This is a genomic window from Halomonas sp. HNIBRBA4712, assembly GCF_043558675.1.
Lineage (GTDB): Bacteria > Pseudomonadota > Gammaproteobacteria > Pseudomonadales > Halomonadaceae > Vreelandella.
Map to the genome: position 1 here is coordinate 22,137 of NZ_JBIFXR010000003.1, position 25,923 is coordinate 48,059.

The 25,923-nt window shown below is 61.3% G+C and carries 26 protein-coding genes and 3 tRNA genes; 7 read left to right on the forward strand and 22 right to left on the reverse strand.

Going from position 1 to position 25,923, the window contains the following annotated elements:
• Positions 1 to 90: 90 nt before the first annotated feature.
• The 8 genes from mnhG to hemH all read right to left on the reverse strand — a co-directional run bounded on the left by mnhG (position 91) and on the right by hemH (position 7,239).
• On the reverse strand, positions 91 to 495 hold the full coding sequence (gene mnhG / locus ACGK9R_RS07345; RefSeq protein WP_394579802.1) for a monovalent cation/H(+) antiporter subunit G: 405 nt from the start codon (positions 493 to 495) through the stop codon (positions 91 to 93).
• Positions 488 to 757, reverse strand: a complete 270-nt coding sequence (locus ACGK9R_RS07350; protein WP_394579804.1) for a monovalent cation/H+ antiporter complex subunit F — start codon at positions 755 to 757, stop codon at positions 488 to 490. The genes mnhG and ACGK9R_RS07350 overlap by 8 nt, the downstream gene beginning before the upstream one ends.
• Entirely contained in the window at positions 757 to 1,230 is a 474-nt protein-coding gene (locus tag ACGK9R_RS07355) for a Na+/H+ antiporter subunit E (protein WP_394579806.1), read from the reverse strand. The genes ACGK9R_RS07350 and ACGK9R_RS07355 overlap by 1 nt, the downstream gene beginning before the upstream one ends.
• Entirely contained in the window at positions 1,227 to 2,828 is a 1,602-nt protein-coding gene (locus tag ACGK9R_RS07360; RefSeq protein ID WP_394579808.1) for a Na+/H+ antiporter subunit D, read from the reverse strand. The genes ACGK9R_RS07355 and ACGK9R_RS07360 overlap by 4 nt, the downstream gene beginning before the upstream one ends.
• Entirely contained in the window at positions 2,825 to 3,172 is a 348-nt protein-coding gene (locus ACGK9R_RS07365) for a Na+/H+ antiporter subunit C (RefSeq protein WP_394579810.1), read from the reverse strand. Before ACGK9R_RS07365 ends, ACGK9R_RS07360 begins: the two co-directional genes overlap by 4 nt.
• Positions 3,173 to 3,190: 18 nt before the next feature.
• On the reverse strand, positions 3,191 to 3,622 hold the full coding sequence (locus tag ACGK9R_RS07370) for a Na+/H+ antiporter subunit B (RefSeq protein ID WP_394579811.1): 432 nt from the start codon (positions 3,620 to 3,622) through the stop codon (positions 3,191 to 3,193).
• Complete coding sequence (locus ACGK9R_RS07375) at positions 3,615 to 5,957, reverse strand: putative monovalent cation/H+ antiporter subunit A (RefSeq protein ID WP_394579813.1); 2,343 nt, start codon at positions 5,955 to 5,957, stop codon at positions 3,615 to 3,617. Before ACGK9R_RS07375 ends, ACGK9R_RS07370 begins: the two co-directional genes overlap by 8 nt.
• Positions 5,958 to 6,156: 199 nt before the next feature.
• Positions 6,157 to 7,239 (reverse strand): ferrochelatase, encoded by a 1,083-nt coding sequence (hemH, locus tag ACGK9R_RS07380; protein WP_394579815.1) that lies wholly within the window; start codon positions 7,237 to 7,239, stop codon positions 6,157 to 6,159.
• Between the two features lie 103 nt (positions 7,240 to 7,342).
• On the opposite strand from hemH, the gene ACGK9R_RS07385 reads away from it, so the two are divergent.
• Entirely contained in the window at positions 7,343 to 8,914 is a 1,572-nt protein-coding gene (locus ACGK9R_RS07385; protein WP_394579817.1) for a cryptochrome/photolyase family protein, read from the forward strand.
• A gap of 1 nt (position 8,915) precedes the next feature.
• Positions 8,916 to 9,326: a thiol-disulfide oxidoreductase DCC family protein gene (locus ACGK9R_RS07390; protein ID WP_394579818.1), complete on the forward strand. Its 411-nt coding sequence runs from the start codon at positions 8,916 to 8,918 to the stop codon at positions 9,324 to 9,326.
• A gap of 28 nt (positions 9,327 to 9,354) precedes the next feature.
• Here the strand turns inward: ACGK9R_RS07390 and ACGK9R_RS07395 are convergent, their stop codons facing one another.
• The 9 genes from ACGK9R_RS07395 to rnr all read right to left on the reverse strand — a co-directional run bounded on the left by ACGK9R_RS07395 (position 9,355) and on the right by rnr (position 17,295).
• The gene (locus ACGK9R_RS07395; RefSeq protein ID WP_394579819.1) at positions 9,355 to 9,657 is read right to left on the reverse strand and encodes a DUF6482 family protein; all 303 of its coding nucleotides are present in this window, start codon (positions 9,655 to 9,657) and stop codon (positions 9,355 to 9,357) included.
• A 169-nt stretch (positions 9,658 to 9,826) separates the two neighbouring features.
• On the reverse strand, positions 9,827 to 10,123 hold the full coding sequence (locus ACGK9R_RS07400; RefSeq protein ID WP_394580551.1) for a hypothetical protein: 297 nt from the start codon (positions 10,121 to 10,123) through the stop codon (positions 9,827 to 9,829).
• Between the two features lie 118 nt (positions 10,124 to 10,241).
• Positions 10,242 to 11,627 carry a replicative DNA helicase gene (gene dnaB / locus ACGK9R_RS07405; protein WP_394579820.1) on the reverse strand — a complete coding sequence of 462 codons (1,386 nt, stop codon included), beginning with the start codon at positions 11,625 to 11,627 and terminating at the stop codon, positions 10,242 to 10,244.
• A 217-nt stretch (positions 11,628 to 11,844) separates the two neighbouring features.
• Positions 11,845 to 12,291, reverse strand: a complete 447-nt coding sequence (gene rplI / locus ACGK9R_RS07410; protein ID WP_394579821.1) for a 50S ribosomal protein L9 — start codon at positions 12,289 to 12,291, stop codon at positions 11,845 to 11,847.
• Positions 12,292 to 12,306: 15 nt separating this feature from the next.
• Complete coding sequence (locus tag ACGK9R_RS07415) at positions 12,307 to 13,158, reverse strand: hypothetical protein (protein ID WP_394579822.1); 852 nt, start codon at positions 13,156 to 13,158, stop codon at positions 12,307 to 12,309.
• Positions 13,159 to 13,170: 12 nt separating this feature from the next.
• Positions 13,171 to 13,398 carry a 30S ribosomal protein S18 gene (rpsR, locus tag ACGK9R_RS07420; RefSeq protein ID WP_009097135.1) on the reverse strand — a complete coding sequence of 76 codons (228 nt, stop codon included), beginning with the start codon at positions 13,396 to 13,398 and terminating at the stop codon, positions 13,171 to 13,173.
• A 33-nt stretch (positions 13,399 to 13,431) separates the two neighbouring features.
• Positions 13,432 to 13,827: a 30S ribosomal protein S6 gene (rpsF, locus tag ACGK9R_RS07425; protein ID WP_394579825.1), complete on the reverse strand. Its 396-nt coding sequence runs from the start codon at positions 13,825 to 13,827 to the stop codon at positions 13,432 to 13,434.
• Positions 13,828 to 14,062: 235 nt separating this feature from the next.
• A complete protein-coding gene (rlmB, locus tag ACGK9R_RS07430) occupies positions 14,063 to 14,860 on the reverse strand; it encodes a 23S rRNA (guanosine(2251)-2'-O)-methyltransferase RlmB (protein WP_394579826.1) in 798 nt (265 codons plus the stop codon).
• A gap of 2 nt (positions 14,861 to 14,862) precedes the next feature.
• Positions 14,863 to 17,295, reverse strand: coding sequence for a ribonuclease R (rnr, locus tag ACGK9R_RS07435; protein ID WP_394579828.1), 2,433 nt, complete (start codon positions 17,293 to 17,295; stop codon positions 14,863 to 14,865).
• A 272-nt stretch (positions 17,296 to 17,567) separates the two neighbouring features.
• Between rnr and ACGK9R_RS07440 the strand changes: the two genes are divergently transcribed.
• The 3 genes from ACGK9R_RS07440 (at position 17,568) to ACGK9R_RS07450 (ending at position 17,912) form a co-directional block, all read left to right on the forward strand.
• Positions 17,568 to 17,654: transfer RNA gene (locus tag ACGK9R_RS07440), tRNA-Leu, on the forward strand.
• 62 nt (positions 17,655 to 17,716) lie between these two features.
• Positions 17,717 to 17,803 (forward strand) — tRNA-Leu (locus ACGK9R_RS07445).
• Positions 17,804 to 17,825: 22 nt separating this feature from the next.
• Positions 17,826 to 17,912: transfer RNA gene (locus tag ACGK9R_RS07450), tRNA-Leu, on the forward strand.
• 196 nt (positions 17,913 to 18,108) lie between these two features.
• Here ACGK9R_RS07450 and ACGK9R_RS07455 read toward each other — a convergent pair.
• Positions 18,109 to 18,972 (reverse strand): DNA/RNA non-specific endonuclease, encoded by an 864-nt coding sequence (locus tag ACGK9R_RS07455; RefSeq protein WP_394579830.1) that lies wholly within the window; start codon positions 18,970 to 18,972, stop codon positions 18,109 to 18,111.
• A gap of 55 nt (positions 18,973 to 19,027) precedes the next feature.
• Entirely contained in the window at positions 19,028 to 19,303 is a 276-nt protein-coding gene (locus ACGK9R_RS07460; RefSeq protein WP_394579832.1) for an Lrp/AsnC family transcriptional regulator, read from the reverse strand.
• A gap of 284 nt (positions 19,304 to 19,587) precedes the next feature.
• Between ACGK9R_RS07460 and ACGK9R_RS07465 the strand changes: the two genes are divergently transcribed.
• Positions 19,588 to 19,902: a high-potential iron-sulfur protein gene (locus ACGK9R_RS07465; RefSeq protein WP_394579834.1), complete on the forward strand. Its 315-nt coding sequence runs from the start codon at positions 19,588 to 19,590 to the stop codon at positions 19,900 to 19,902.
• Positions 19,903 to 20,130: 228 nt separating this feature from the next.
• Here the strand turns inward: ACGK9R_RS07465 and ACGK9R_RS07470 are convergent, their stop codons facing one another.
• The 3 genes from ACGK9R_RS07470 to ACGK9R_RS07480 are packed head-to-tail and all read right to left on the reverse strand — an operon-like array spanning position 20,131 to position 25,013.
• Positions 20,131 to 21,714, reverse strand: coding sequence for a SpoVR family protein (locus ACGK9R_RS07470; RefSeq protein WP_394579836.1), 1,584 nt, complete (start codon positions 21,712 to 21,714; stop codon positions 20,131 to 20,133).
• A gap of 39 nt (positions 21,715 to 21,753) precedes the next feature.
• Positions 21,754 to 23,043 carry a YeaH/YhbH family protein gene (locus ACGK9R_RS07475; RefSeq protein WP_394579838.1) on the reverse strand — a complete coding sequence of 430 codons (1,290 nt, stop codon included), beginning with the start codon at positions 23,041 to 23,043 and terminating at the stop codon, positions 21,754 to 21,756.
• A 47-nt stretch (positions 23,044 to 23,090) separates the two neighbouring features.
• Positions 23,091 to 25,013 carry a PrkA family serine protein kinase gene (locus ACGK9R_RS07480; RefSeq protein WP_394579840.1) on the reverse strand — a complete coding sequence of 641 codons (1,923 nt, stop codon included), beginning with the start codon at positions 25,011 to 25,013 and terminating at the stop codon, positions 23,091 to 23,093.
• Positions 25,014 to 25,293: 280 nt separating this feature from the next.
• Here ACGK9R_RS07480 and ACGK9R_RS07485 point away from each other — a divergent pair, with 280 nt between their 5' ends.
• Positions 25,294 to 25,806, forward strand: coding sequence for an invasion associated locus B family protein (locus tag ACGK9R_RS07485; protein WP_394579842.1), 513 nt, complete (start codon positions 25,294 to 25,296; stop codon positions 25,804 to 25,806).
• Positions 25,807 to 25,923 lie beyond the last annotated feature (117 nt).

Sequence of the window (25,923 nt, forward strand, 5' to 3'; positions counted from 1 at the left end):
ACCGCCTTGAATAAGGCGGTTTTTTAATAACACAGGTTAATAAAATTAGCTATTTCATGAGGTTGAATAGCTTCATGTACAGCAATCCCTTCAGGATGAATCACCACTGCGCGGTGAGCGCCTGGCGTTTTCCTCGGTTTCCAGTCCACTCTTGAGCTCGTGGGTGAGCGGGTCGTAGTTGGGTTTCAGCTCATCCTTGACCGTACCGCTCCAGAGTTTGGAGCCAACGAAGTAGCCGGCCCGCCCAATTACGTGGGCGGCCACCGGGGCGGTCATTAGAATGAAAAGAATGATGGCGAAGGAGCGCGCGACCACGCCTACCTCGGCAAAGTGCATGGCCGAGGCGAGCATGATCAAAATGACGCCGAGCGCGGCTGCCTTGGTTGTGGCGTGCATCCGGGTCAGCAAATCCGGCAGGCGCAAGAGGCCAATGGCCGCCAGAAGAATGAACAGTGAGCCGACGAGTAGCAGCGCCCCCTTGATGAACTCAATCATCCCGCGGCCCTCCCCGCTCCAGAAACCGGGCGAAGCCGATCGCCGCTAGAAAGCCCATCAGGGCGATGACGATCGCGGCATCGAGAAAGCTCGCCACCCCGGACTGCACGGCATAAACGCCCACCAGCCCGACGACCGTAGTGGAAAAAAGCTCCAGCGCGACCACTCGGTCCGGCAGGCTCGGGCCTCGGACCACGCGAACGAAGGTGAGAATCAGGGCCAGCCCCATGATCACCTGACAGATCAGAATGACGGTACTCATTAACGAAATAGCTCCAGTGCACGGTGCTCCATCTCCTTGAGACTGCGCCTCAGCTCGTCCTCATCGTCCAGGAACATGGCGTGGATATACAGCACCCGACGGTCGTCGGAAACGTCCAGACTCAGCGTTCCCGGGGTCAGCGAAATAAGGTTCGCCACCATGGTGATCTCCATTTCGGTACGCGCGGAGAGCGGCATGGCGATCACGCCAGGCTTCATGTGCCAGGGTGGGGTGAGAATATCGAAGCCGACGCGCAGGTTGGCCTGAACGAGCTCCTTGATGAAAAAGCCAAGAAAGCGGATGAGACGCGGGATGCGCGCCGGGTAGCCCTTCAGCGCATCCACCTGGTGCTCGATCAGCACCAGCGCGATATAGCCAAAAATCATCCCCACCAGTAGATTGAGCCCGGTAAAATCGCCGCTCAACAGCACCCAGGCAAGGCCGAGAATCAAATTCCAGATCGCGCCGGTCATGGCAACTCCTCCCCGGGCGCTTCGACCCGATCAGCCTCGAGCTCCAGCGGCTCGACGATCGTCGACTCGGCTTCGACCGGTGCGCCCAGCACCGCCTCGATATAGCCCGATGAATCGAACAGCTGGTCACCGATCAGCGTCATCGTCTGCATGATCGGCTCAGCGAAAACGCCGATCAAAAGCGAACACAGCGCCAGTACGGCCACCGGTAGATACATCATCCAGAGTCCCGGCTTGAGCAGTCGATCATCGTCACCGACCGGCAACGGGGCGGCATCAGCCGTGCTCTCCTCGGGTCTCGCCTTCCAGAACACCTCATTCCAGATCTTGACCATCGAGTAGAGCGTCATCAGCCCCACCGCCAGCGCGATACCCGTGGCAACGTAGGCCTCGGCCTCGAGACCGGCGCGAATCAGCACGAACTTGGCAAAAAAACCGGAAAGCGGCGGGATGCCGGCAAGCGAAAACGCCGAGACGAAAAACGCCACGGCGAGCCCCGGCGAGCGGCGATACAGCCCGCCCATCTTCTTGAGCTGGTAGGTGCCCTGAAGGCGGTGGGTGATCCCGCTGATCAGAAACAGATTGGTCTTGACCACGATGTTGTGCACGATCGCAAACACGCCACCGGCGATCGCCAGCGGCGTATAGATCGCAAGCCCGAGAATCATGTAGCCGATCTGGCTTACGATATGAAACGACAAAATACGGCGGAACTCGTACTGCGCCGCCGCCCCCAGCACCCCGGTCACCATGGTGAACACCGCGCCCCACAGCATGATGTCCTGAAGATAGCCCATGGTTTGATCGAAGATGAGCGTGAATACGCGAAACAGCGAATACACCCCCACCTTGGTCAAGAGCCCGGCGAACAGCGCCGACACCGCCACCGGCGGCGTGTGGTAGGAGGCAGGCAGCCAGAAGAACAGCGGAAACGCGGCGGCCTTGATACCGAAGGCGATCATGAACATCACCGCCAGCACCTCGACCATGCCGGCGTGCTCCATCTGCTCGATGCGCACGGCGATATCCGCCATGTTGAGCGTGCCCACGGTGCCGTACAACAGCCCGATCGCGGTGAGAAAGATCACCGAGGCGAGCAGATTGAGGGTTACGTACTTGATAGCGCCTTCCATCTGCGCGCGCTCGCCGCCCAGAATCAAGAGCGCAAAGGAGGCCACCAGCATGACTTCGAACCAGACGTACAGGTTGAAGATATCGCCGGTCAAAAACGCCCCGGCAACGCCGGCCAATAGCAGGTGCATGAGCGGGTAGTAGCCGAACTTCTCGTGCCCGCGCCCGGTCGAGGCCAGCGAGTAAATGCCCATGGCCAGGCCGATCAGCCCGGTCATCAGAATCATTACCGCGCTGAGCATGTCGGCGATCAGCGTGATACCGAACGGCGCCGGCCAGCTGCCCATCTGAATCGTCACATAACCATTCTGATACACCGATACCAAAAGCCACAAACTGACCAACAGCAGTGCCAAATTACCCGCTACGGCGAGAAAGCGCTGCATCGGCCGCGAGCGCCAGAACAAAAGCGACAGCGCCCCGGAGAGCAGCGGCAGTAGAACGGGCAGTGCAACTTCGGGGCTCACGTGTCGGTATCCTTCATCTTGTCCAGGTCGTCCGCCTTGACGATTTCATAGGCGCGGCGAATCAGCACGACGGCAAACGCCAGCACGCCAAAGGCGATGACGATGGCGGTCAGTACCACCGCCTGGGGCAGCGGGTCGGCCACTGCGCCCAGCGGCTGGGACATGCCTTCGGGAATCAGAGGCGGCGCACCGCGGGTCATGCCGGCGGTGGTAAAGATCAGAAGGTTCGCGGCGTTGGATAACAGTAAAAGCCCGATGACCAGTTTGACGATCGAACGTCTGAGCATCATGAAAATGGCGGCGGCGTATAAAAGCCCGATCCCCAGAGCCATTATGGGTTCCATGCGTCACCTCTACGTTGCTTAAGGTTCATCCTTGTCGACCTCCATCAGCGCCATCACCATGCCGACCACCGACCCAAGCACGGCAAGATACACCCCGACATCGAAGATCAGCGGCGTCGAGGCCTTGAACTCGATGACCGGAACGGTCCACCACTGGGCGGTCAGAAACGGCTGATCCATGAACCAGGCCGGCACCACGGAGATCATGCCGAGCAAGAGCCCAATGCCGATCAGATCCCGCGGGTCGAGCATGCGCAGCACCTCGCGGGTGGCGCTGACGCCGAAAGCGAACAGGTAGAGCGTAAAGCCCCCCGCTGCCACCAGCCCGGCGATGAAACCGCCGCCGGGCTCATCGTGGCCGCGCAGCAGCAAAAAGATCGAGAACATCAGCTGCAGCGGCATCAAAAAACGCGCCGCGGTATTGAGAATGATCGTGCCTGACTTAACCATCGTAGGGCTCCTTCGGCGCGCTCTTGCCGCTGTTCGACCCGGTGGGCGCTTCGTGGCGCAGCTTCAGCATGGCAATCACGCCGATCGCCGCCAGCGCCAGCACGAACATCTCACCCAGCGTATCCAGCGCCCGGTAGTCGACCAGAATCACGTTGACGATGTTGCGGCCATAGGCCAGCGGCGCGCTGTTCTCTACCATGTAGGTCGAGATCGACTCGAACTGATCGATACTCCAGGCCGTCATGATCAGCAAAAAGATCAGAATGCCCATCGCCGCGGCGACCGCGCCGTCACGAATGCGCTCCAGGTTGGTGGAAAGATTGGAAAAGCGCGGCAGGCGAAACAGCACCAGTACCAGCAGGATCACGGTCAGGGTTTCGACCAGCAGCTGCGTAATGCCCAGATCCGGCGCGCTGAAGAGAATGAAGATCAGCGCGATCGAAAAGCCCATGATTCCGACCGACACCACCGCGCCGAGCCGTGAGCGCGAAAGAGTGGCGAACAGCGCCCCCATCGCCATCGTGGCCACCACGATCAGCTCGTGGAAACGCACGTCGAGCTCGAAGCTCAGAATCGGCGAGTGGCGTACCAGCAGCGAATAGCCGACCAGCGCGATCAGCACTACCAGCATCACGAGAATGTAGTTACGCATGTAGCCGTTTTGTAAAAGCCGAGTCTGCCACTCGGAGAAGCGCGCAATCGCGTTCATGAAACCATCAAAGCCCGCCTCGGGGCCCCGGCGCTGAATCGGTGCCAGCACGCCCAGCCGCCCGCGCACGCTGTCCCAGCGTTTGAAGAGCAAGAACCCGAGCGCCAGACTCACGATCGAGAGAATCAGCGCGGCGTTGACGCCGTACCAGAGCGACAGCGATACCGTAAGCGACTGACCCACCACCGCGCTCGCCGCCGCGGTCAGAAGCGCATCGATGCCGAAAAAGGCCGGCGCCAGGCCAAACAACAGCGACCCGAACGCAAGCAGCGCCGGCCCTACCAGCATGCTCGGCGGCGCCTCGTGGGGCTCTTGAGGCGTGGGTCGATAGCGGCCGAAGAACGGGCGCAGCGCCACAATGGCGGCCACCGCGATGGTCAGAATCGCCGAGGCGAAGGCCAGCCCCAGCAGCACCGCCTGGAAGCCCTCCGCGCCGAGCACGGCTTCTAGCATCAGCTCCTTGCCGATGAAGCCAAACAGCGGCGGCACCCCGGAAAGTGACAGCGCAGTGACGAAGGCGATGGCCGCGGTGACCGGCATCACTTTTCTCAGCCCGCCCATTTCGGTCACGTCCTTGGTGCCGGTTTCATGGTCGAGAATACCCGCCACCATGAACAGCGCCCCCTTGTAGAGCGAGTGCGCCAGCAGGAACGTGACGAACGCCCTCATGGCGTAGTCGCTGCCGATACCGAGCAGCATCGTCAGCGTGCCCAGCGCCATGATGGTGGAGTAGGCCAAAAGCTTCTTGATATTGGTGTGGTGAATGGCCAGAAACGCGCCGGTGAACATGGTAAAGGCGCCCACCAGCGACAGCGTCCATACCCATAGCTCGGTGCCGCCGAGCTCCGGCTGGAGCCTCGCCATCAGGTAAATACCCGCCTTGACCATGGTAGCGGAGTGCAGATACGCCGACACCGGCGAGGGTGCTGCCATGGCGTTGGGCAGCCAGAAGTGAAACGGAAACTGAGCGGACTTGGTGAAAGCCCCCAACAGCAGGCAAACGAGCATCGGCGTATAGAGCGGATGCGCGCGCAGATCCTCACCACCGGCGAGGATCTCGGAGAACGACCAGGAGCCGCTTGCAATCCCCAGAAGCACCAGCCCGCCCATCAGCGCAAGCCCGCCGGCCACGGTCACGAACAGCCCCTGGCGGGCGGAGTTACGCGCCTTCAGGTCGGTGTGGTTGAAGCCGATCAGAAGATACGAGGTGACGCTGGTCAGCTCCCAGAAGACGAACAGGGTCAAGAGACCATCCGCCATGACCAGGCCCAGCATCGACATCATGAAGCCGAGCATGGCGACGTGAAAGCGCGCCATGTCCGGGCTACCGCGCAGATACCCGCCGGCATACACCAGCACGCAGGTACCGATGATGGTAATCAGAAGGCCAAACAGCAGCGAAAGCCCATCGATCATGAAGGTGAGGCTGATCCCCAGCGACGGCACCCAGGCCCACTCGAGCAGCAACGGCCCGTCATTGATGATGCCGCTTGCCTGACTCAAGAGCCACGCCGCCAGCGTGGCGGGAAACAGCGCCAGCACGAAACTCGTTTGTTGGCCCCACCAGCGGTTGAGAAGCGGCGCCGAAGCCGCCAGCACGAAGCCTAATAGAATGGCGAGCTGCATCTAACACGGTCTCCCTGAGTCATATCCGCGGATCAACCACCGCAGCGCCGGATCCCTGACCGCTGCGTTGAATAACTGTGATTCAAGCCGTCAACCTTATACCAGCAGCGCCGGCGTTGCCACACGCTGGAGCGTCGAAGCGAAAACCCACGTGATCGAGCGATTAACGTTAGCCCATGAATTCGCTTGTATTATTGAATCACCGAGACGTTGAAAGCCAGCCGGCCAGCTCGTTTTCGAGCACCTCGACAAGCGCGTGAACATGATCGTCCCGGTCGTTCAAACAGGGAATGTAACTGAAGGTTTCGCCGCCGGCATGCAGGAAGCTTTCGCGAATCTCCTCCTCGATCTCCTCGAGGGTTTCGACACAGTCTGACGCAAAGGCCGGCGAGATGACGGCGATGTGCTTGTGCCCCTGGCGGGCGAGTTCCGCCACGTGCTCGACGGTGGCAGGGCCGACCCACTTCTCCGGGCCGAATTTGGATTGAAAAGCGGTGTCGATCTCTTCTTCGTCAAAGCCCAGCGTCTCGCGTAGAAGCCGCGTGGTCTTCTGGCAGTGGCAGTGGTAGGGGTCGCCTTCGAGCAGGTAGCGCTCGGGGACGCCGTGATAGCTCGCCACCAGTTTGCTCGGGCGCGTGGCCAGGTCGCGGTACGCTTCTTCCACCGAGTTCGCCAGTGCCCGCAGGTAGCTCGGGTGCTCGAAATAGGCCGGCACGGTGCGAATCGCCGGCTGCCACTTCATCGTCATCAACGCGCGAAACGCTTGGTCGTTGGCGGTCGCCGTGGTCGGCGAGCCGTACTGCGGGTAGAGCGGAAAGAAAACGATGCGCTCACAGCCTCTGGCCTGCATCTGCTCTAACACGCTGATGGTCGAGGGGTTGCCGTAACGCATGCAGAAGTCGACTTCGACCGCGTCGCCGTAAAGCGCCTTCAGCCGCGCGGCGAGCTTTTCGGTTTGAGCGCGGGTGATGGTCAAAAGCGGGCTTTCGTCGCGCTCGGTGTTCCAGATGCTCCTGTACGCCTTGCCGGACGAAAAGGGCCGTTTGGTCAGAATGATGGTTTGCAAAAGCGGCTGCCACTTCCAGCGGGCGTAATCGACCACCCGCTGATCCGACAGAAACTCGTTGAGGTAGCGGCGCATCGACCAGTAGTCGGTGGCGTCCGGCGTGCCCAGATTGGCCAGTACCACGCCCACCCGTTTACGGGCAACCGGCGGGTGGGAGGCGGGCGCGTGGGCCAAGCGCCCTTCTCCGGGAGCGTCTTTCAAGATAGCGTCACTCATGGCGTTTCCTTGCTGATTCAATCGCTCGAGCTTACCACTTTTCAGCAAACTCGCGGCATGAAGTTATACTATCAGCACTATTCGTATAACTACGGGTCAACTCATGTCCAAGCCGCTTTTGCTGATATTCGGCGATCAGCTGTCGCTATCGCTTCCACTTTTGCAAAACGCGCCGGATAACGCCGTCGTCGCGCTTTGCGAGGTCAAGGAAGAGGCGCGCTACGTTCCTCATCATATCCACAAGATCGGCCTGTTTCTCGCAGCGATGCGCCACTTCGCCAGGGCGCTCGAAGAGAAAGGATTCAAGGTGGCTTACAGCCGCCTGGACGACGAGGACAATACCCAGTCGCTGCTCGTGGAAGCCGAGCGGCTGGCTCGCAAACACGACTGCGATGAAATTCACGCCCTGCGCCCGGGCGAGTGGCGTCTGTGGGAGGCGATGCAGGATCGCCAGAATGCGAAAATCCCCTGGCACCTGGGTGAGGATACGCGCTTTTTCACCACGCCCGATGACTTCGCCAACTGGATGCGGGGGCGCAAGCAGCCGCGCATGGAGTACTTCTACCGCGAGCAGCGAAGGCGCACCGGGCTTTTGATGGAAAATAATGAGCCCGCCGGCGGCCAGTGGAACTTCGACCACGACAACCGCGAGCCGCTGAAGGGCCAGAAAAGCTTTCCTGCCCTGCCCCATCACCGTCAGGATGAGATCACTAAAGCAGCGCTGATCGATGCCAAGCGCCACTTCGGCGAGCACATGGGTAGCGTCGAAAACTTCAACCTGCCGGTCACCCGCCGCCAGGCACTGGCGGATCTGCGCCACTTCATCACCGAGGCGTTGCCGGATTTCGGCCGCTACCAGGACGCGATCAGCGACAGCGACCCATTGCTCTATCACTCGCGGCTCTCGGCAGCCATGAACATCGGCTTGCTCTCGCCGCAGGAGGTGTGCGAGGCCGCCGAGCAGCATTATCTTGAAGGCAATGCGCCGATCAACGCCGTGGAGGGCTTCATCCGCCAGATACTCGGCTGGCGTGAATACGTGCGCGGGCTCTACTGGACGCAGATGCCCGGCTACAAGCGCGAGAACCGGCTCGATTTTCGCCGCGAGCTGCCGGATTTCTACTGGGACGCGCAGACCGACATGCGTTGCATGAACCGCGCCATTCAGATGACTATCGACAATGCCTACGCCCACCACATCCAGCGGCTGATGGTCACCGGCAACTTCGCGCTCCTGTGCGGGGTCAAGCCCGAGGCGCTGTGCGACTGGTACCTGGCGGTTTACGCTGACGCCAGCGAGTGGGTGGAGCTTCCCAACACGCTGGGTATGGTGCTGCACGCCGACGGGGGCTTGATGGGGTCGAAGCCCTACTGCGCTTCGGGCAAGTACATTGATCGCATGTCGGATCACTGCGCCAATTGCCGCTACTCGCCAAAGCAGATGACCGGCACCCACGCCTGCCCGTTCAACAGCCTCTACTGGCACTTTCTCGAGCAAAACGAGAAGCGCCTGAGTCAGAACCCGCGTATGAAGCTGATTTACGGCTCGCTCAACAAGATGAGCGACGACAAGCGCGACGCCATCCGCCAGCAGGCCGAAAGCTTTTTGCGCACGCTCTCGAAAAGCCAGGGCTACGGTCAGAAACATCACACCCAAGGATACAAGAGCCATTAACGTGAACAGCCAACGCTTTGCAACTCTCGACGCCCGCGCGCCGGTCACGCTCTATTACGACGGTCACTGCCCGTTTTGCATGAAAGAGGTGGCGTGGCTCGAAAAGCACCCTCGCCGAGCGCGCATCGAACTCATCGATATCCAGGCCAGCACGTTTGACCCCAGCACTTCAGAGCGCCCTTTCGAGGACCTGATGGGCAAGCTGCACGTCAAGGATCAAAATGGGAAGTGGTATATCGGCATGGACGCGAGCCGGGCCCTGTATGCAGTGTTGGGCTACCGGCGATGGGTATGGCTATCCTGCTTGCCGGGCCTGCGGGGTGTAATGAATGCAGGCTACCGTGTGTTTGCCCGCTACCGGGTACGGCTGGGGCGGTGGGTGGAAAAGCGCCGAGCGACGCCTGGCGAATGACGAAAGCGCTTCATGAACGCCGGGTAAGTTAAAAAACCAGCGGCATGCGTGAGGTCAGCGGTTCGCTGTAGTGCGCGGCACGGCCGATCATCTCGTCGTGGGGCACGTGCTGCACCAGGTAGGCCCGATGGATATCGGCGCGCTTGAGCTCGAGATAAACATCGTCCAGCGAACGAAACAGCATCGGCTTGCCACGCTGGGTGAGCATGTGGCGGCTGCCTTCGACGTCCTCGAGTTCGACCTGGTAGAAGCGGCTACCGGAGTGGGTAATCACCCGTATCTCGAAATTGCTGGAGCCTTCGACGAAGGCCTTGAGGTGTTTCAGTTCCATGGATTACTCCTGCTATCAGTGGTCATGGGCACAGCGTGACGCTTACCCATGACAATTGTGTGACTCCCTCAACACAACATTAGCGCAAAAGCGAGCGCTTCACTAAGGCGCTCGAACACGCCGATAACAGGGACTCTCTACCAGCCAGCACCCGGCCCGCCGTGGGCGCTTACTGATACTCGGAAGGGTCGATCGCCTTGCCGAGCGAATTGCGGTCTATCCAGTTGCCGCCTTTGGTCTCCTTGTAGCGAAACACGACCTTGTCGCCCACCACCACGGGCAGCTCCGAATCCTCGGTCTGATAGCTGAAGGCGTCGCCGTTGACCACCAGATGGTAGCGGTAGAGATCCGGCATCCCCAGCCACTCCTTGAACGGCCCTTCGCGCTCCAGCGACTCGAGCTCGCCGCGCCCTTCGAGTTTGGGAAGACGCTTCTTGTTGCCCCGTCTGAAACCACCGCCCGCCATGTGCTGCTCCTGTTGATTGAACGTGGCCAGAACCACGCGTGATCGCCGCGCCGCACTTGGCCGCGTCGGCATTAAAGTAAAGGGGCGGCATTATACGGGCCTCGCCCCGTGGCTCAAGTCATTCGCCGAACGCTTCACCGTAGCTGTCCGGCGCCAGATCCTCGAACCGGGTGTACTTGCCGATGAACGCCATGTGCACGGTGCCGATCGGGCCGTTACGCTGCTTGCCGATGATCAGCTCGGCGAGCCCCTGGTTGTCCGGATTATCCGGGTTATAGACCTCGTCGCGGTAGACGAAGGCGATGACGTCGGCGTCCTGCTCGATGGCGCCGGATTCCCGCAGATCCGACATCACCGGGCGCTTGTTGGGGCGCTGCTCCAGCGAGCGGTTGAGCTGGGAAAGCGCCACCACCGGGCAGCCGAACTCCTTCGCCAGGCCCTTGAGCGAGCGCGAGATCTCGGAAATCTCGCCGGTACGGTTCTCGGAGAAGCCGGGGATCTGCATCAGTTGAAGGTAGTCGATCATGATCAGGGCCATGTTGCCGTGCTCGCGCACGACGCGGCGAATCCGCGAGCGCATCTCGTTGGGCGAAAGTGCGGCGGTATCGTCGATGAACAGCTGCTTGTCCTTGAGAAGGTTGACCGCCGAAGTGAGCCGCGGCCAATCCTCGTCCTCGAGCTGGCCCGAGCGTACCCGGGTCTGATCGATGCGCCCAAGCGACGAAAGCATCCGCAGCATCAAGGATTCCGCGGGCATCTCCATCGAGAACACCATCACCGGCTTGTCGCTCGAGATCACCGCGTGCTCGACCAGGTTCATGGCGAAGGTGGTCTTGCCCATCGACGGACGCCCGGCGATGATCACCAGATCCGAGGGCTGCCAGCCCGAGGTCATCTCGTCGAGATCGCGAAACCCGGACGAAAGCCCGGTCATCTCGCCTTTCATGTTGAAAAGCTCGTCGATGCGGTCAACGGCCTTGGTGAGAAGCTCGCTCATGCCGATCGGCCCGCCGGTCTTGGGCCGCTCCTCGGCGATCTGGAACACCAGCCGCTCGGCTTCGTTCAAGAGCTCGTCCGCCGGGCGGCCCTGAGGCGAGAAGGCGCCGTCGGCGATCTGATTGGCCGCGCGAATCAGTTTGCGCAGGGTCGCCCGCTCGCGCACGATATCCGCGTAGGCGCGAATGTTACTCGCCGACGGCGTATTGCGCGCAAGCTCGGCCAGAAAGCCGAGCCCCCCGACGCTGTCGAGCTGGTCGCGGGCTTCCAGCGCCTCCGAGAGCGTCACCACGTCCAGGGGCTGGCCGGACTCCGCCAGATGGATCATGACGTTGAACACCAGCCGGTGCTCGTAGCGGTAGAAGTCGTCCGCCGTCAGCCGCTCGGACACGTTGTCCCAGGCCTGGTTGTCGAGCATCAACCCGCCCAGCACCGACTGCTCGGCCTCGAGCGAGTGCGGCGGCAGCTTCAGCGCCGCCGTTTCCTGATCCGTGGAGGACTCTTCCATCGGAACTCCTATCAATAGCGCGCAAGGCAAAAAAACGCTTTCGCAAGAATAGCACCTTGCGAAAGCGTTCATTCACGAGCGGGTCTTCATACCCCGTCGCCCCACTTCGCCGTCATCCATGAGTACAAAAGCGGTTACCAGAACCGGGGGGAAACAGTATAAAAAAACAAAGGGCGCGGGAAGACCCGCGCCCTTTTCAGCGTCAGTTGGCGGCAGCTTATTCGGCTACGACCACAACGCGAACGGTTGCTTCCACTTCAGCGTGCAGGTGCAGCGCGATGTCGTACTCGCCGGTTTGACGAATCGGACCTTCGGGCATGCGCACTTCGCTCTTGGCGACATCGATGCCGGCAGAGGAGATCGCATCGGCCAGATCGCGCGGACCGATCGAGCCAAACAGCTTTCCTTCGTCGCCCGCTTTGGAGACCAGCGACAGTTCGATGTCGTTGAGCTGCTCTGCGCGCGCTTCGGCTTCTGCCTTGCGCTCGGCGGCCTGAGCTTCGAGCTCAGCGCGCTGTGCTTCGAACGCTTCCACGTTCTCTTTGGTCGCCGGTACGGCCAGGCCGTACGGTACCAGGTAGTTACGGCCGTAACCGGGCTTGACGGTGACCTTGTCACCCAGGCCACCCAGCTTACCAATCTTGTCGAGCAGAATGACTTCCATCTCGTAAACCTCTAGTCAATTGCTGCGGGTAAGGCGTGCGCGAACGTTTGCGAACGTATCAATCAGCCCCAACAGCAGCACAATGAGAATCGTGGGCAAGGTTGTGATCAGCAGTACGTAAAACACCGCCAGCCACAGCCCGTTCATCCCCTTTAATCCAATAAATCCGTGCACTAACGCAATACCGGCCACCAGCATCGGCACCCAGCCAACGATCAGGATCGCCTCGCCGCCAAGCACAAGCCCTAGAACGCCAAGAACCGCCAACAGCGCGAATTCCTTGGGGCTCAAGCGCAGCGCGTGAAACTCCTCACGAAAGCCGCCCGGGTTATAGAGCCCGGCCTGCCAACTGCGCCCCAGGGCCAGGCAAGCCACCGCCGCCAATAGCACGATGAGCCCGGTGACCCCGCCGACCACCGACGCGGCCAGCGCCTCGGTGTCGTACCCCTGGCGGGCAAACTCGTTGAGCATGTTATCCACCTCAACGGAGCTTTCTCTGAGCTGCTCGAGCATGAGCTCGGAGCCGCCGGGCGGGCTGAACACCCCAAGTTGCACCATGAAGGCGCACGCCAGGGTGCCGACGATCAGCGCCTCGCTCCAGCGCATCCGCTCGCGCAGTACGACGGCCATCAGCGTGACCAGCAGTACGCTTGCCAGCGGAATCACATCGCCCTGGGCCCACCAGAATCCGGCGGGAATGGCGGCGGCCAGAGTCACCGGCAGCGCCGGCGCGAAGCCGCGACGAAGCGTCACTAGAGCGCTGACGGCGGCGCCCAGCCAGAAAAGCCAGGGCACGAGCGTGGCCAGTGCCGCTACGCCAATGGCGTAGGGCGTCTTTTGCATCAGCCATCGTGCCAGTGCCAGCATCACATCAAGCGCTTACTGGTGGCTATCGGAATAGGGCAGTAGTGCCAGGTAGCGCGAACGCTTGATCGCGGTCGCCAGCTGGCGCTGGTAGCGTGCTTTAGTACCGGTGATACGGCTCGGAACGATCTTGCCGGTTTCGGTGATGTACGCCTTCAGGGTGTCCAGATCCTTGTAGTCGATCTGCTTGACGCCTTCAGCGGTGAAGCGGCAAAACTTACGGCGACGGAAAAAACGTGCCATGGAGTAGCTCCTTTAATACGTGCGTGAAAAAACTCAGGCAGTTTCTTCGGTTTCTGATTCGGAGTTCGCTTCGCTACGCGGCTTCTCTTCGCGACGCGGGCGCTTCTCTTCTGCCGGCTTCATCATCGGCGACGCTTCGGTGACCGCTTCCTTGCAGCGGACCACGAGGCTACGGATGATGGCATCGTTGAAACGGAAGATGTTCTCGATCTCTTCCAGGGTTTCACCGCTGCACTCGACGTTCATCAGCACGTAGTGAGCCTTGTGGATCTTGTTGATCGGGTAAGCCAGGTGGCGGCGGCCCCAATCTTCAAGGCGATGCACGGTGCCCGAGTTCTCGGTCACGATGCTGGTGTAGCGCTCGACCATAGCCGGCACTTGCTCGCTCTGATCCGGATGGACCATGAACACGATTTCATAATGACGCATGGAATCTCCTTGCGGTTTGACAGCTTCCGGAGCGCGCCTGGGGCGTAGCAGGGAAGCAAGGAGTTAACGCAATGACCTGTCGCGCCGTTTTCGCGGCGTTGATTGACGCCTGAAGGCGGCGAAGAGCAGGACATCGAGTAGAACTTCGTATGAGAGGTGCCGGCGTTTCAACGCCGCTGGGCCTCGACTCGCCCGTAGCAAATAAACGGGCGAGCGCATTTTAGAAGCGTTGGGGTCAACTTGCAAGCTGGCGCTGGCGGACCGCCTCGAACAGACAAATACCGGCGGCCACAGAGACGTTCAAGCTCGACACCTCTCCCGCCATGGGCAGTTTCGCCAGATGATCGCACCCTTCCCGGGTGAGCCTTCGCATGCCCTTGCCTTCGGCGCCCATCACCAGCGCCGTCGGGCCGGTAAAATCGAGCGCATAAAGTGAGGCGTCGGCTTCGCCGGCGGTGCCGGTAATCCAGACGTTGAACTCCTTGAGTTTGGCAAGCGTACGGGAAAGGTTGGTGACCTGATAGACCGGCACCACCTCGGCGGCGCCGCAGGCGACCTTTCTCACCGTGGCGTTGAGCGGCGCGGCGTTGTCCTTCGCCACGATGACGCCGTGGGCACCGGCGGCATCGGCGCTGCGCAGGCAGGCGCCGAAGTTATGCACGTCGGTCACGCCGTCGAGGATCAACAAAAGCGGCGGCGCACTCGCCTGCCAAGCGTTGAGCCTGAGCCACAGCGACTCTTCCCCTTCCGGCGTGAGCGGCGAGCAGAATGCCACCACGCCCTGATGGGCGGCGGCACCCGTCAGCTGGTCGAGCACTTCGCGGGGCTGTTCTTTTAGGCGCGCGCCCTGAGCGCGGGCGCGCTCGATCAGAAGATTCAGCCGCCGACCGGCGCCCTGCTGCACCCACAGCTCGCGCGGGGCATCGCCACGCGCCAGCAGGCTTTCGAGGGCATGGACGCCGTAGACCTGCTCGAGGCCTTCCGGCGCCTTGACGGTGCTGCGCGAACCGCCGCGCTTGGAACCTGGCTTCATGCTCATCCTTTATTCAGCGGCGGTTTTTTCGGCGACTTGCGCGTGCGCCGCGGCCCGCGCCGTGTCGACGGCTGCTCGGCGCTGGTATCGGGTTTGTTGGGCGAACGGCTGCGCTCGCTGCTTTGCCGGCGCGGCTGCGGCGCCTCGTCGCGCTCGCGACTCGGCTTCTTGCGCGGCTGGCGGCGCGGGCGCGGCTTCTCGTCGGCCAGCTCGAAATCGATCTTGCGATCGTCCATATCGACGCGCGCCACCTGCACCGTCAGGCCGTCGCCCAGGCGGTAGGTCGTGCCGGTGCGCTCGCCCTTCAGGCGATGCTTTTCGGCTTCATAGTGGTAGTAGTCCGACGGCAGCGAGGTCACGTGCACCAGCCCTTCGACGAAGAAGGTATCCAGGCGCACGAAGAGGCCGAACTGGGTGACCGACGCGATGGTACCCTCGAAGGTTTCGCCGAGTTTGTCGGACATGAACTCGCACTTGAGCCAGCTTTCGACATCGCGGGTGGCATCGTCGGCGCGGCGCTCGGTCATCGAGCAGTGCTCGCCAAGCTCGACCATCTGCTCGAAGGTGTACGGGCACCACTTGCTCGGCGGCTCGACCGGAACGCCTTCGACGCGCACCACGGTATTGGTCTGACGCGGCCCGCGAATCACCGAGCGAATCGCGCGGTGGACCAGCAGGTCCGGGTAGCGGCGAATCGGCGAGGTGAAGTGGGCGTAGGCCTGGTAGGCAAGACCGAAGTGGCCCTCGTTCTGCGGCGAGTACACCGCCTGATTCATCGAACGCAGCATCACGGTCTGGATGATATCGGCGTCCGGCCGGTCGGCAATGGCCTCTCTCAGCGCCTGGTAATCCTGGGGCGTGGGCTCATCGCCGCCGCCCACGGAGAGCCCCAGCTCGCTCAGGAAAAGGCGCAGCTTATCAAGACGCTCCGGCGTCGGGCGCTCGTGAATACGGTAGAGCGCCGGCAGGTCGTGCTTGTCGAGAAAACGCGCGGTGGCGACGTTGGCCGCGAGCATGCACTCCTCGATCAGCTTGTGAGCATCGTTGCGGCTACGCGGCACGATCTCCTGAATCTTGCGCTCGTCGTTGAACACGATCGCGGTTTCGGTGGTATCGAAGTCGATCGCGCCGCGCGCCTCCCGCGCTTCGCGCAGCAGGCCATAAAGCTCGTACAGATGCTCAATCGGTTTGACCAGCGCCTTGTGCTCCTCGCGAAGCGCTTGGCCCTGCTCGCTTTCCGGCTCGAGCATCGCCGCGACCTTGTTGTAGGTCAGCCGCGCGTGGGAGTTCATCACCGCCTCATAGAACGAGTAGCGGCTGATCGCGCCGGTTTTCGAGATATTCATCTCGCACACCATGACCAGACGATCCACGTGCGGATTGAGCGAGCAGAGCCCGTTGGAGAGAAGCTCCGGCAGCATGGGTACGACCTGGCCGGGGAAGTAGACCGAGGTACCGCGGGTGCGCGCCTCGTCGTCCAACGCCGACCCCGGACGCACGTAGTGGGAAACATCGGCGATCGCGACGATCAGCTTCCAGCTGCCGGACTTGGTCTTCCAGGCGTAAACCGCGTCGTCGAAGTCCTTGGCGGACTCGTCGTCGATGGTCACCAGCGGCAAATCGCGCAGGTCGACGCGGTGCTTCTTGTCCTCCTCGAGCACCTCGGCGGAGATCGTGCTGGTCTGATCGAGCACTTCCGGTGGAAACTCCGCGGGAATATCGTAGCTGCGAATCGCGATGTCGATTTCCATGCCCGGGTCCATGCGCTCGCCGAGCACCTCGACCACCTCGCCCACCGGCTGCACGCGGGTGGCGGGCTGCTGGGTGATTTTGGCCGAAACCACCTGACCATCCTTGGCGCCGCCGCTGGCGGTATGCGGAATCAACACTTCCTGGGTGATGCGCGGATTCTCCGGGATCAGAATGCCGAACTCCGGCGTATTGCTGCGATACACGCCTACCAGGCTTTCGGTATTACGGCCGATCACTTCGGCGATGGTGCCTTCGTCGCGGCCCCGGCGGTCGCGCCCGCTGATACGCACCAGCACGTGATCGCCGTGAAACACCCGGCGCATCTGGCGCGCGGGCAAGAGGATGTCCGGCTTTTTGCCGTCGTCGCGCAGTACGAAACCGAAGCCGTCGCGATGCCCCTGCACCTTGCCCTTGATCAGGTCGAGCTTGTTGATCAGCGCATAGGCGCCGCGGCGGTCGCGCAGCACCTGGCCGTCACGCTCCATGGCCGCCAGCCGCCGGCGCACCGCCTCGAGGTGGTCCTCATCCTCGATACCGAGCATGCGGCTCATGTTCTCGTGGGTGATCGGCTTGCCGTAGCTTTCGAGCGCGGCCAGAAGATACTCACGACTCGGCGCCGGATTGTCGTATTTATTCGCCTCGCGCTCGGCGTGCGGGTCATCACTTAACGTCCAGTACTTCATGCGTTCGTCGTCCCTGATAGCGTTTGCGAAAGGCAGGATGAAGAGAGGCAGGAAAAAAGGGCCGTGCGATGACACGCCCTGCCTAAGTGGTCGAACGCGTTGCGAAGGCAAAACGCGTCGAAATGATTCATGGTCTGTTTGGTCATCGGTGCAGTATAGCGCCGCCGCTTCAATCGCCCAACCGTCGGCGACGGCAATCCTCGATTTTTTATATCGAAAACATGCCCAAACACTTGCATTTAGCCAAGGGCTCGGTATCATACGCGCCACTTGCCCAGATGGCGGAATTGGTAGACGCGCTAGCTTCAGGTGCTAGTGACCGTATGGTCGTGGAGGTTCAAGTCCTCTTCTGGGCACCAATCAACATCGTGTTATCCCCTTTTCACGACGTTGAGCGGTGTAAAACAAGCGGTTCGTATTCGCCCGGGTGGCGGAATTGGTAGACGCGCTAGCTTCAGGTGCTAGTGACCGTATGGTCGTGGAGGTTCAAGTCCTCTCCCGGGCACCAATCGAATACGAGCACATGATGCGCCCAGGTGGCGGAATTGGTAGACGCGCTAGCTTCAGGTGCTAGTGTCCGTATGGACGTGGAGGTTCAAGTCCTCTCCTGGGCACCATCGAGGTGTCGTCCGCATCATTGTCTCAAGCGCTACATCTTCCCGGCTATTCTTTCCCGGTTACTCCCCTTCTGTTTTATCAGCTTTTCCTATATTCCCGTTTTATCCATCGCCGCTATCCAGGCTGTGTTCAAGGCGCGCGATAGCCGTGGCACACGCACGCCTTGCGCACGCCACGGTTTTTTTATCGTGCCGCCTACCGAAACCGCCCCGGGCGCTTTGATACCTCTTCGAGCGCCCAGCCCTGAGTGTTGAGCTCGCCTTCGAGTACCGTTTCGAGCTCCGGCGAGAGGCGGGGGAAGAAGTTGAGCCCGGTGCGGGCCTCGATCTCGTCGATGGTCACCAGATAATCCGCCAGCGGTTCGTTGCCGCGCACGTCCTGGGGCATGATGAACGCCAGCGCCAGCGGGGCATCGGCGTGCGGGGCGACGATGATCTTGTAGAACGCTTCGGGCACTTCGACCAGACCGACCCGGTTAAAGACGTTATCCATGAAGCGCTCGGGAAAGACCGGCCCGGTAATTACCTGAAGATACTCGAAGCGGGGGGCGAAGTGGTCCATGACCGACTCCTCCAGACGCTGCCATAGCTGTCGGTTCAGGTTGGGGCGCTGGGGGCTCATGTTGCTCATCAGAAAGGTATCGATCTGGGCGCTGCGCCCGTGCACCGCGGCGATCGCGTAGTTGGGCGCCATGTGGCCGCGATCATAGCCGCTGCCCGAGTAGCTGTCGGTGCCAACCGGCCAGAGCGTGCGCCAGTCCGGGCGAAAGCCCGGTCGCGAGCCGATGCGGGTGTCGTCGGGCACCGCGCGCACCTGGTAGCTCACCCAGAGCGGGTTGATACGCACATCCGACCAGCCCACGATGTAGCCGTCGTTGCGCAGCACGCGATAAAAACTCGTCGGCCCCAGCGTCTCCCAGGTGGGTGCGCCCATCCAGACGACATTTTGCAGCTCGCGGCGCTCCTGAAACTCCCAGAGCCCCCCGCCCACCACGACGAACAGCAGTGCGACGGCAAAGCGTCGTCCGCCGCGACGAAAGCGTAACAGCGATTTCCCCAACGCCCCTCTCCCCACCTGCTTTTATGATCGTTTCCTGCCGGCCTTCAAGCCGAACTTACCAGCCCAGCGAGAACATGGTTTCCAGGTCGTGGCGCGAGTGTACCTGCATGGCGTTCAGGGTTTCGGTTTCGCGAATGCCCTCTACCGCGTTGAGGCGCTCGGTGACCAGCTCCGCCAGGCTTTCGAAGTCCCGCGTGCGAGCGATCGCGACCAGGTCATAGCGCCCGCAGGTGGAGTACACCTCGCTGATGCCCTCGACTTCCGCCAGCCGCTCGGCCACGCCCTTGACCTGGCCCTTTTCGGTATTGATTAAAATGACAGCGTTTTGCATGGCATCCTCGTTGGTCAACGTAATGAAGTGGCGGGTGTCTAACGCCGCGAGTATACCAGCCGCAGAGGATGCACCAAACGCCGCCACCTAACGCGGCCGATTGCCGCGCAGCGCCAAAGCAACTAGGGGCGATTGCCTGCATGGGTTAAGATACTCAAGCGATGAATGTTTTATCATACGGCGATCAAAGAGCGCTCGAGCGCCTCGCCTGCTGCCAGCCCGTGACGCTAGGCTCGTGACACCCGTTTATCGATACCTTCGTTAGCACGATTCAGGGAGAGACCATGGCCGACCAAAGCCGACGTAAGTTCATGCGTGAAAGCGTTCTGGGCCTTGCCGCCCTGCCGCTGGGTATGGGAGTCCTGTCGAAGACCGCTTTCGCCCAGTCGCTGCCCCGGCTCGACCCCAGCGCCCCCGCCGCCCAGGCGCTCAACTACGTTGAGCAGGCAAAAGAGGCGAGCGACCACCCCGCCTTCAGCGAAGGCGAGCTCTGCTCCAACTGCATGTTCTACACCGAAGGCGACCAGGGCTGCCAGCTGTTCCCGGAAAACAGCGTCGCCCCGGAGGGCTGGTGTCAATCCTGGACCTCGAAAGGTTGAATCTCGACCCCGCCGCCTGGCGGGGTCTTTCGTTTGGTAAGGCAACCGCGCCTCAAGTGTAATGCCGTTCGGTTAAGGTATGTACGTACCAGGAGAGGCCATAAAGCTCAAGTGGGAGGCCGCTTCAGCGGGCGAATGGCGCCGTCAGGTGCCTTGGCTTGGCCACCCGTCGCGAGCTGAAGCTCCCTCCCACAATCCCAACCAAGCCTAACTGAACGGCATTACATCTCAGTTGTGCCCCTCGCCGCTTCCGCCCTCCTCGATCGGCCAGCGGTAGCGGTGGGTCACCCGCCCCTCGTCCATCGAGGCCAGGTGCACCGGGAATCCCCAGAGCTTTTGCAGATGGCGCATGACCGGGTACACGGTGCGCTCGAGCGGCCGGCGGCTGTCCTGCACGTGGTGAAGCGTCAGCGAGCGATCACCGCGAATCGCCGCTTCGAACACCTGAATGTTGGGCTCGCGTAGCGACAGCGCGTACTGGCTCGATAGCGCGTTGCGTACCCGTCGATACCCCTGCTCGTTGTGGATCGCGCCGATGTTGAGCGTCTCGCTCTGGTCGTCGTCGATCATGACGAACAGTTTCAAGTCACGAATCACCTTCGGTGAGAGAAACTGCTGGATGAACGACTCATCCTTGAAGTTGCGCATGGCGAACTCCAGCGTTTCCCGCCAGGGGGAACCGGCGATATCGGGAAACCAGGCGCGGTCCTCGTCGGTAGGAGCCCGGCAGATCCGCTCGATGTCACGAAAGATCGCAAAGCCCAGCGCGTAGGGGTTGATACCACTGTAATAGGGGCTGTCGAAGTCCGGCTGATTGATCACCGCGGCGTGGGACTGCAAAAACTCGAGCATGATGCCTTCATCGATATGGCCATCATCGAACAGGCGGTTCATCAGGGTGTAGTGCCAGAAGCAGGCCCAGCCTTCGTTCATCACTTGGGTCTGGCGCTGCGGGTAGAAGTACTGGGCGAGCTTGCGCACGATGCGCACGATCTCGCGCTGCCAGGGCGCCAATAGCGGCGCGTTCTTTTCGATGAAGTAGAGCAGGTTCTCCTGGGGCTCGGATGGATAGCGCCCGCCTTCGTGCAGCCCCAGCGGATCGTCCTCGTCCAGAATATGGCCCGGCAGCGGCTCGCTTTTCTCCATTGGCCTTGGAATGGTGCGCCAGAGCATGTTGACCTGGGTCTGCAGGTACGCCTCGCGCTCCTGCTGGCGCGCGGCCTCCTGGGCGGCGGAGATTTTCGAGGGCCGTTTGTAGCGATCCACGCCGTAGTTCTGCAGCGCGTGGCAGGCGTCGAGCAGCTGCTCGACGGCGTGGGTGCCGTGACGCTCCTCGCAGCGGGCGATGTATTTGCGCGCGAAGACCAGGTAGTCGACGATCGAGTCCGCCTCGGTCCAGGTGCGAAAAAGGTAGTTGCCCTTGAAAAACGAGTTGTGGCCATAGCAGGCGTGGGCCATGACCAGTACCTGCATCATCAGCGTATTCTCCTCCATCAGATACGCGATACAGGGGTCGGAGTTGATCACGAGCTCGTAGGCGAGCCCCATCTGACCGCGCTTGTAGGCCTGCTGAACGGCGAGAAACTGCTTGCCAAAGGACCAGTGATGGTAGCCCACCGGCATCCCGACGCTTGAGTAAGCGTCCATCATCTGCTCGGTGGTGATCACCTCGATCTGGTTGGGATAGGTATCGAGGCGGTACTCGTCGGCAAGGCCCGCCAGCACCTCGTCGAAGCGCTCGAGGATTTCGAAATTCCAGTCCGAGCCCGAGGCAATCGGGCCCTTGGCGGTGGCATCGGAAGAGACTCGCATCGCGTACTCCTGTGATTAAAACCGGTCGTGCAGACCGGATCAGGACGATCTCGCCAGCCGGCGCTTGAACAGCTCGCGAAACACCGGGTAAATATCGCCGGCTTCGAAAATCTGGCGCATCGCGAAACGCTCGGAAAAGCGCTTGGCCACGGTTTCGTACTCGTGCCAGAGCGACTGATGCTCGTGCGGGGTGATCTCGACGTAAGCAAAGTACTGAAGGCTTGGCATCAGCTCCTTGATCAAAAGATCGCGGCAGATCGAGGAGTCGTCGTCCCAGTTGTCGCCGTCGGAAGCCTGGGCAACGTAAAGATTCCACTGGCTGGTGGGGTAGCGCTTTTCGACGATGCCGTTGACCAGTTTCAAGGCGCTCGAGACGATCGTGCCGCCTGTTTCCCGCGAATAGAAGAACTCCTCCTCGCTCACCTCGCGGGCGGCTGTGTGGTGGCGCACGAAAACGAGCTCCACCTTCTCGTAGTGTTTTTCCAGAAACAGATAGAGCAGCAGGAAAAAACGCTTGGCGATGTCCTTGTGGTTCTGCGTCATCGAACCGGACACGTCCATGACGCAGAAGATCACCGCCTGGCTCGAGGGCTGCGGCTCCGGGGCGAGCTGGTGGTAGCGCAAGTCGACGGTATCGATGAAGGGCACCGACTCGATGCGCTTCTTGAGACGCTCGATTTCGGCTTCGAGCTCGCTAATGCGCGAAGGGTTTCGCAGAATCGAATCCTTGCCGAGCTCCTCGGCAAGCGAAAGCTCGGCTTCCATCAGCGCGCGTTTGATCGGTGCGCGCATGGCGATGCGCCGGGCGTAGGCTTCGCGCATCGAGCGGGTCACGCTCATGCGCGACGGCACGCCGTCCCGGGCGAGCCCGGCGCGTACCATCTTGATCTCCTCCATCGTCTTGAGCGGCTTGCGCTGCAGGTGAGGAAGCTCGAGGCCGTCGAAGACGAACTCGAGAAACTCCTCGCGGGTCAGGGTAAAGGCGAACTCGTCGTCGCCCTGGCCTTGATTGCTGGCATTGCCTTCTCCCGCCCCACCGCCGCCGCCACCGCCCGGCGGGCGGCGAATACGGTCACCTTCGACGAACTCCTTGTTACCCGGAGAAACGACGGTGCGCCGCCCGCCCGGGCCGTGCTGAAATACGGGCTCCGAAATGTCCCGGGTGGGAATCGAGATGCTTTCACCGCGCTGCATGTCGGTGATGGAGCGGCGGTTGACCGCCTCCTCCACCGAGCGCTTGATGTGGTGCCGGTAGCGCTCCAGAAAGCGCTGCCGGTTGACCGCGCTCTTGTGCTTGGCGTTGGGCCGGCGATCAATGAAGTAGGTCATGCGACCTCCTTGAACCAGGGCGACGTGAATCGAGCGACACCAGCGCGCTACTGGGATTTACGTACGCGCAGGTACCACTCGGAGAGCAGGCGCACCTGTTTCTCGGTATAGCCGCGTTCCACCATGCGCGCGACGAAATCCTCGTGCTTTTTCTGGTCCGACTTCGACGCCTTGGCGTTGAAGGAAATGACCGGTAAAAGCTCCTCGGTGTTGGCGAACATCTTGTGCTCGATCACGCCTCTGAGCTTTTCGTAGGATTGCCAGCTCGGGTTCATGCCGTTGTTCTGAGCGCGAGCGCGGAGCACGAAGTTGACCACCTCGTGACGAAAATCCTTCGGGTTGGAGATACCCGCGGGCTTCTCGATCTTTTCGAGCTCCTCGTTGAGCGACTGTCGGTTCAACAGCTCGCCGGTTTCCGGATCGCGGTACTCCTGGTCCTGAATCCAGAAATCCGCGTACATGACGTAGCGGTCGAAAATGTTCTGGCCGTACTCGCTGTAGGACTCAAGATACGCAGTCTGGATCTCCTTGCCGATGAACTCGACGTAGCGCGGCGCCAGAAACTCCTTGATGTAGCCGATATAGCGCTCGAACACCTCGGCGGGCAGCTGCTCGCGCTCCAGGGCCTGCTCCAGCACGTAGAGCAGATGCACCGGGTTGGCGGCGACCTCGGTGCTGTCGAAGTTGAACACTTTCGACAGGATCTTGAAGGCGAAACGGGTCGAGAGCCCCTGCATGCCCTCATCCACTCCGGCGCTGTCACGGTACTCCTGAATCGACTTCGCCCGCGGGTCGGTATCCTTCAGGTTCTCGCCATCGTAAACGCGCATTTTGGAGTAGACGCTGGAGTTTTCCGGCACCTTGAGGCGCGAGAGCGTGGTGAACTGCGCCAGCATGCGCAGCGTGTCCGGCGCGCAGGGCGCCTGGTTGAGCGAGGACTCCTCGAGCAGCTTCTGATAGATGCTGACCTCCTCGGAGACTCGCAGACAGTACGGCACCTTGACGATATAAACCCGGTCGAGAAACGCCTCGTTGTTGCGGTTGTTACGAAACGCCTGCCACTCGGACTCGTTCGAGTGGGCGAGGATCACGCCATCAAAAGGAATCGCGCCCATGCCCTCGGTGGGATTGTAGTTACCCTCCTGGGTCGCGGTCAAAAGCGGGTGGAGCACCTTGATCGGCGCCTTGAACATCTCGACGAACTCCATCAGCCCCTGGTTGGCGCGACACAGCCCGCCGGAGAAGCTGTAGGCGTCCGGATCGTCCTGGGAGAAGAGTTCGAGCTTTCTGATATCGACCTTGCCTACCAGCGAGGAGATATCCTGGTTGTTCTCATCGCCCGGCTCGGTCTTGGAGATCGCGATCTGGTTGAGCCGCGAGGGATAGAGGCGCACTACGCGAAACTGTGAAATGTCGCCGCCGTTCTCTTTCAAACGCTTGGCCGCCCAGGGTGACATCACGCTTTTCAGATAGCGCCGCGAAATGCCGTACTCCTGCTCCAGCAGCTCACCGTCCTCCTCCGGCGAGAAAAGCCCCAGGGGCGACTCGTGCACCGGCGAATCCTTGATGGCGTAGAAGGGAATGCGCTCCATCAAGAGTTTCAAGCGCTCGGCGAGCGACGACTTACCGCCGCCGACCGGCCCGAGTAGGTAAAGAATCTGTTTGCGCTCCTCGAGCCCTTGGGCTGCGTGGCGAAAGTAAGCCACGATCTGCTCGATGGCGTCTTCCATACCGTGAAATTCGGCGAACGCGGGGTAGCGGCGGATCACCTTGTTGGAAAAGATGCGCGACAGGCGCGGGTCCTTGGCGGTATCGATCACCTCGGGTTCACCGATCGCTTCGAGCATACGCTCAGCGGCGCTGGCATAAACCTTCGGGTCGCGTTTACAAAGGGAAAGGTACTCCTCGAGCGTCATCTCCTCTTGCTGTGTACGTGCGAACCGGTCTTGAACGTGATCAAAGATGCTCATTGAACTCTCCTGTGGCCCAGCCTCAGGTATACCGCTCAACCACCCCTTGAAAGCGGTGCACCCAACGAGGTATCGCATTACTAGCGTAGACAGCATTAATCAAAAAAGAGCGATAAAAACTTCAACGCAAGCGTGAATTACGGGTTGAAAACAGGGTGTTTTCCAGCGCCGGTAAAGGCGATACTGGAACCCGAGGCACCGCTCATGTTCGAATGAGCGCACTGGCCAGACGTTGACCTCAGCGCCTGCCCGCCCTTTTCAACTTCGGAGATATGAACGTATGCCGATTCGTCGCGCGCTGATGACCGCCCTGCTACCCCTTGTTGCCGCTACCGCCGCCACGACGGTTCAAGCGCAGCAGGGCAGTGCCAACATAGACACCCAGCGCTTTCAGGATTGGGAAGTGCGCTGCCCCGCAGGCAGCCAGCAGAACTGCACCATGAACCAGATCGTCAACAATCCGGAAAGCAACGACCCACTGATGCGCGCGATGGTGGGCTACCCACCCCAGGCCCAGGGTACACCGGTGATGGCCTTCGTGCTGCCGCTGGGGGTGAACCTGGCGGCAGGTATGCAGCTTCAGGTGGATAATAACGAGCCGCTGGGCTTTCCCTACCAGTTCTGCTTCGAGCAGGGCTGCCGCGCCGACATTCCGCTGGAGCCGAGCATGCTGCAGCAGCTTCGCAGCGGCAACCGCGCCACGGTCAGCGCTATCGCCCCGGACGGTGAGCGTCTCGATTTGAACCTGTCGCTGATGGGCTTCACCAACGCGAGCCAGCAAATCTCGCCCTGACCCCCATGCCAGTCAGTTAAGGTATCCAACAACCATTGAGGTTGGCTGATTTACCGTGGGAGGCCGCTTCAGCGGGCGAATGGCGCCGTCAGGTGCCTTGGCCTGACCACCCGTCGC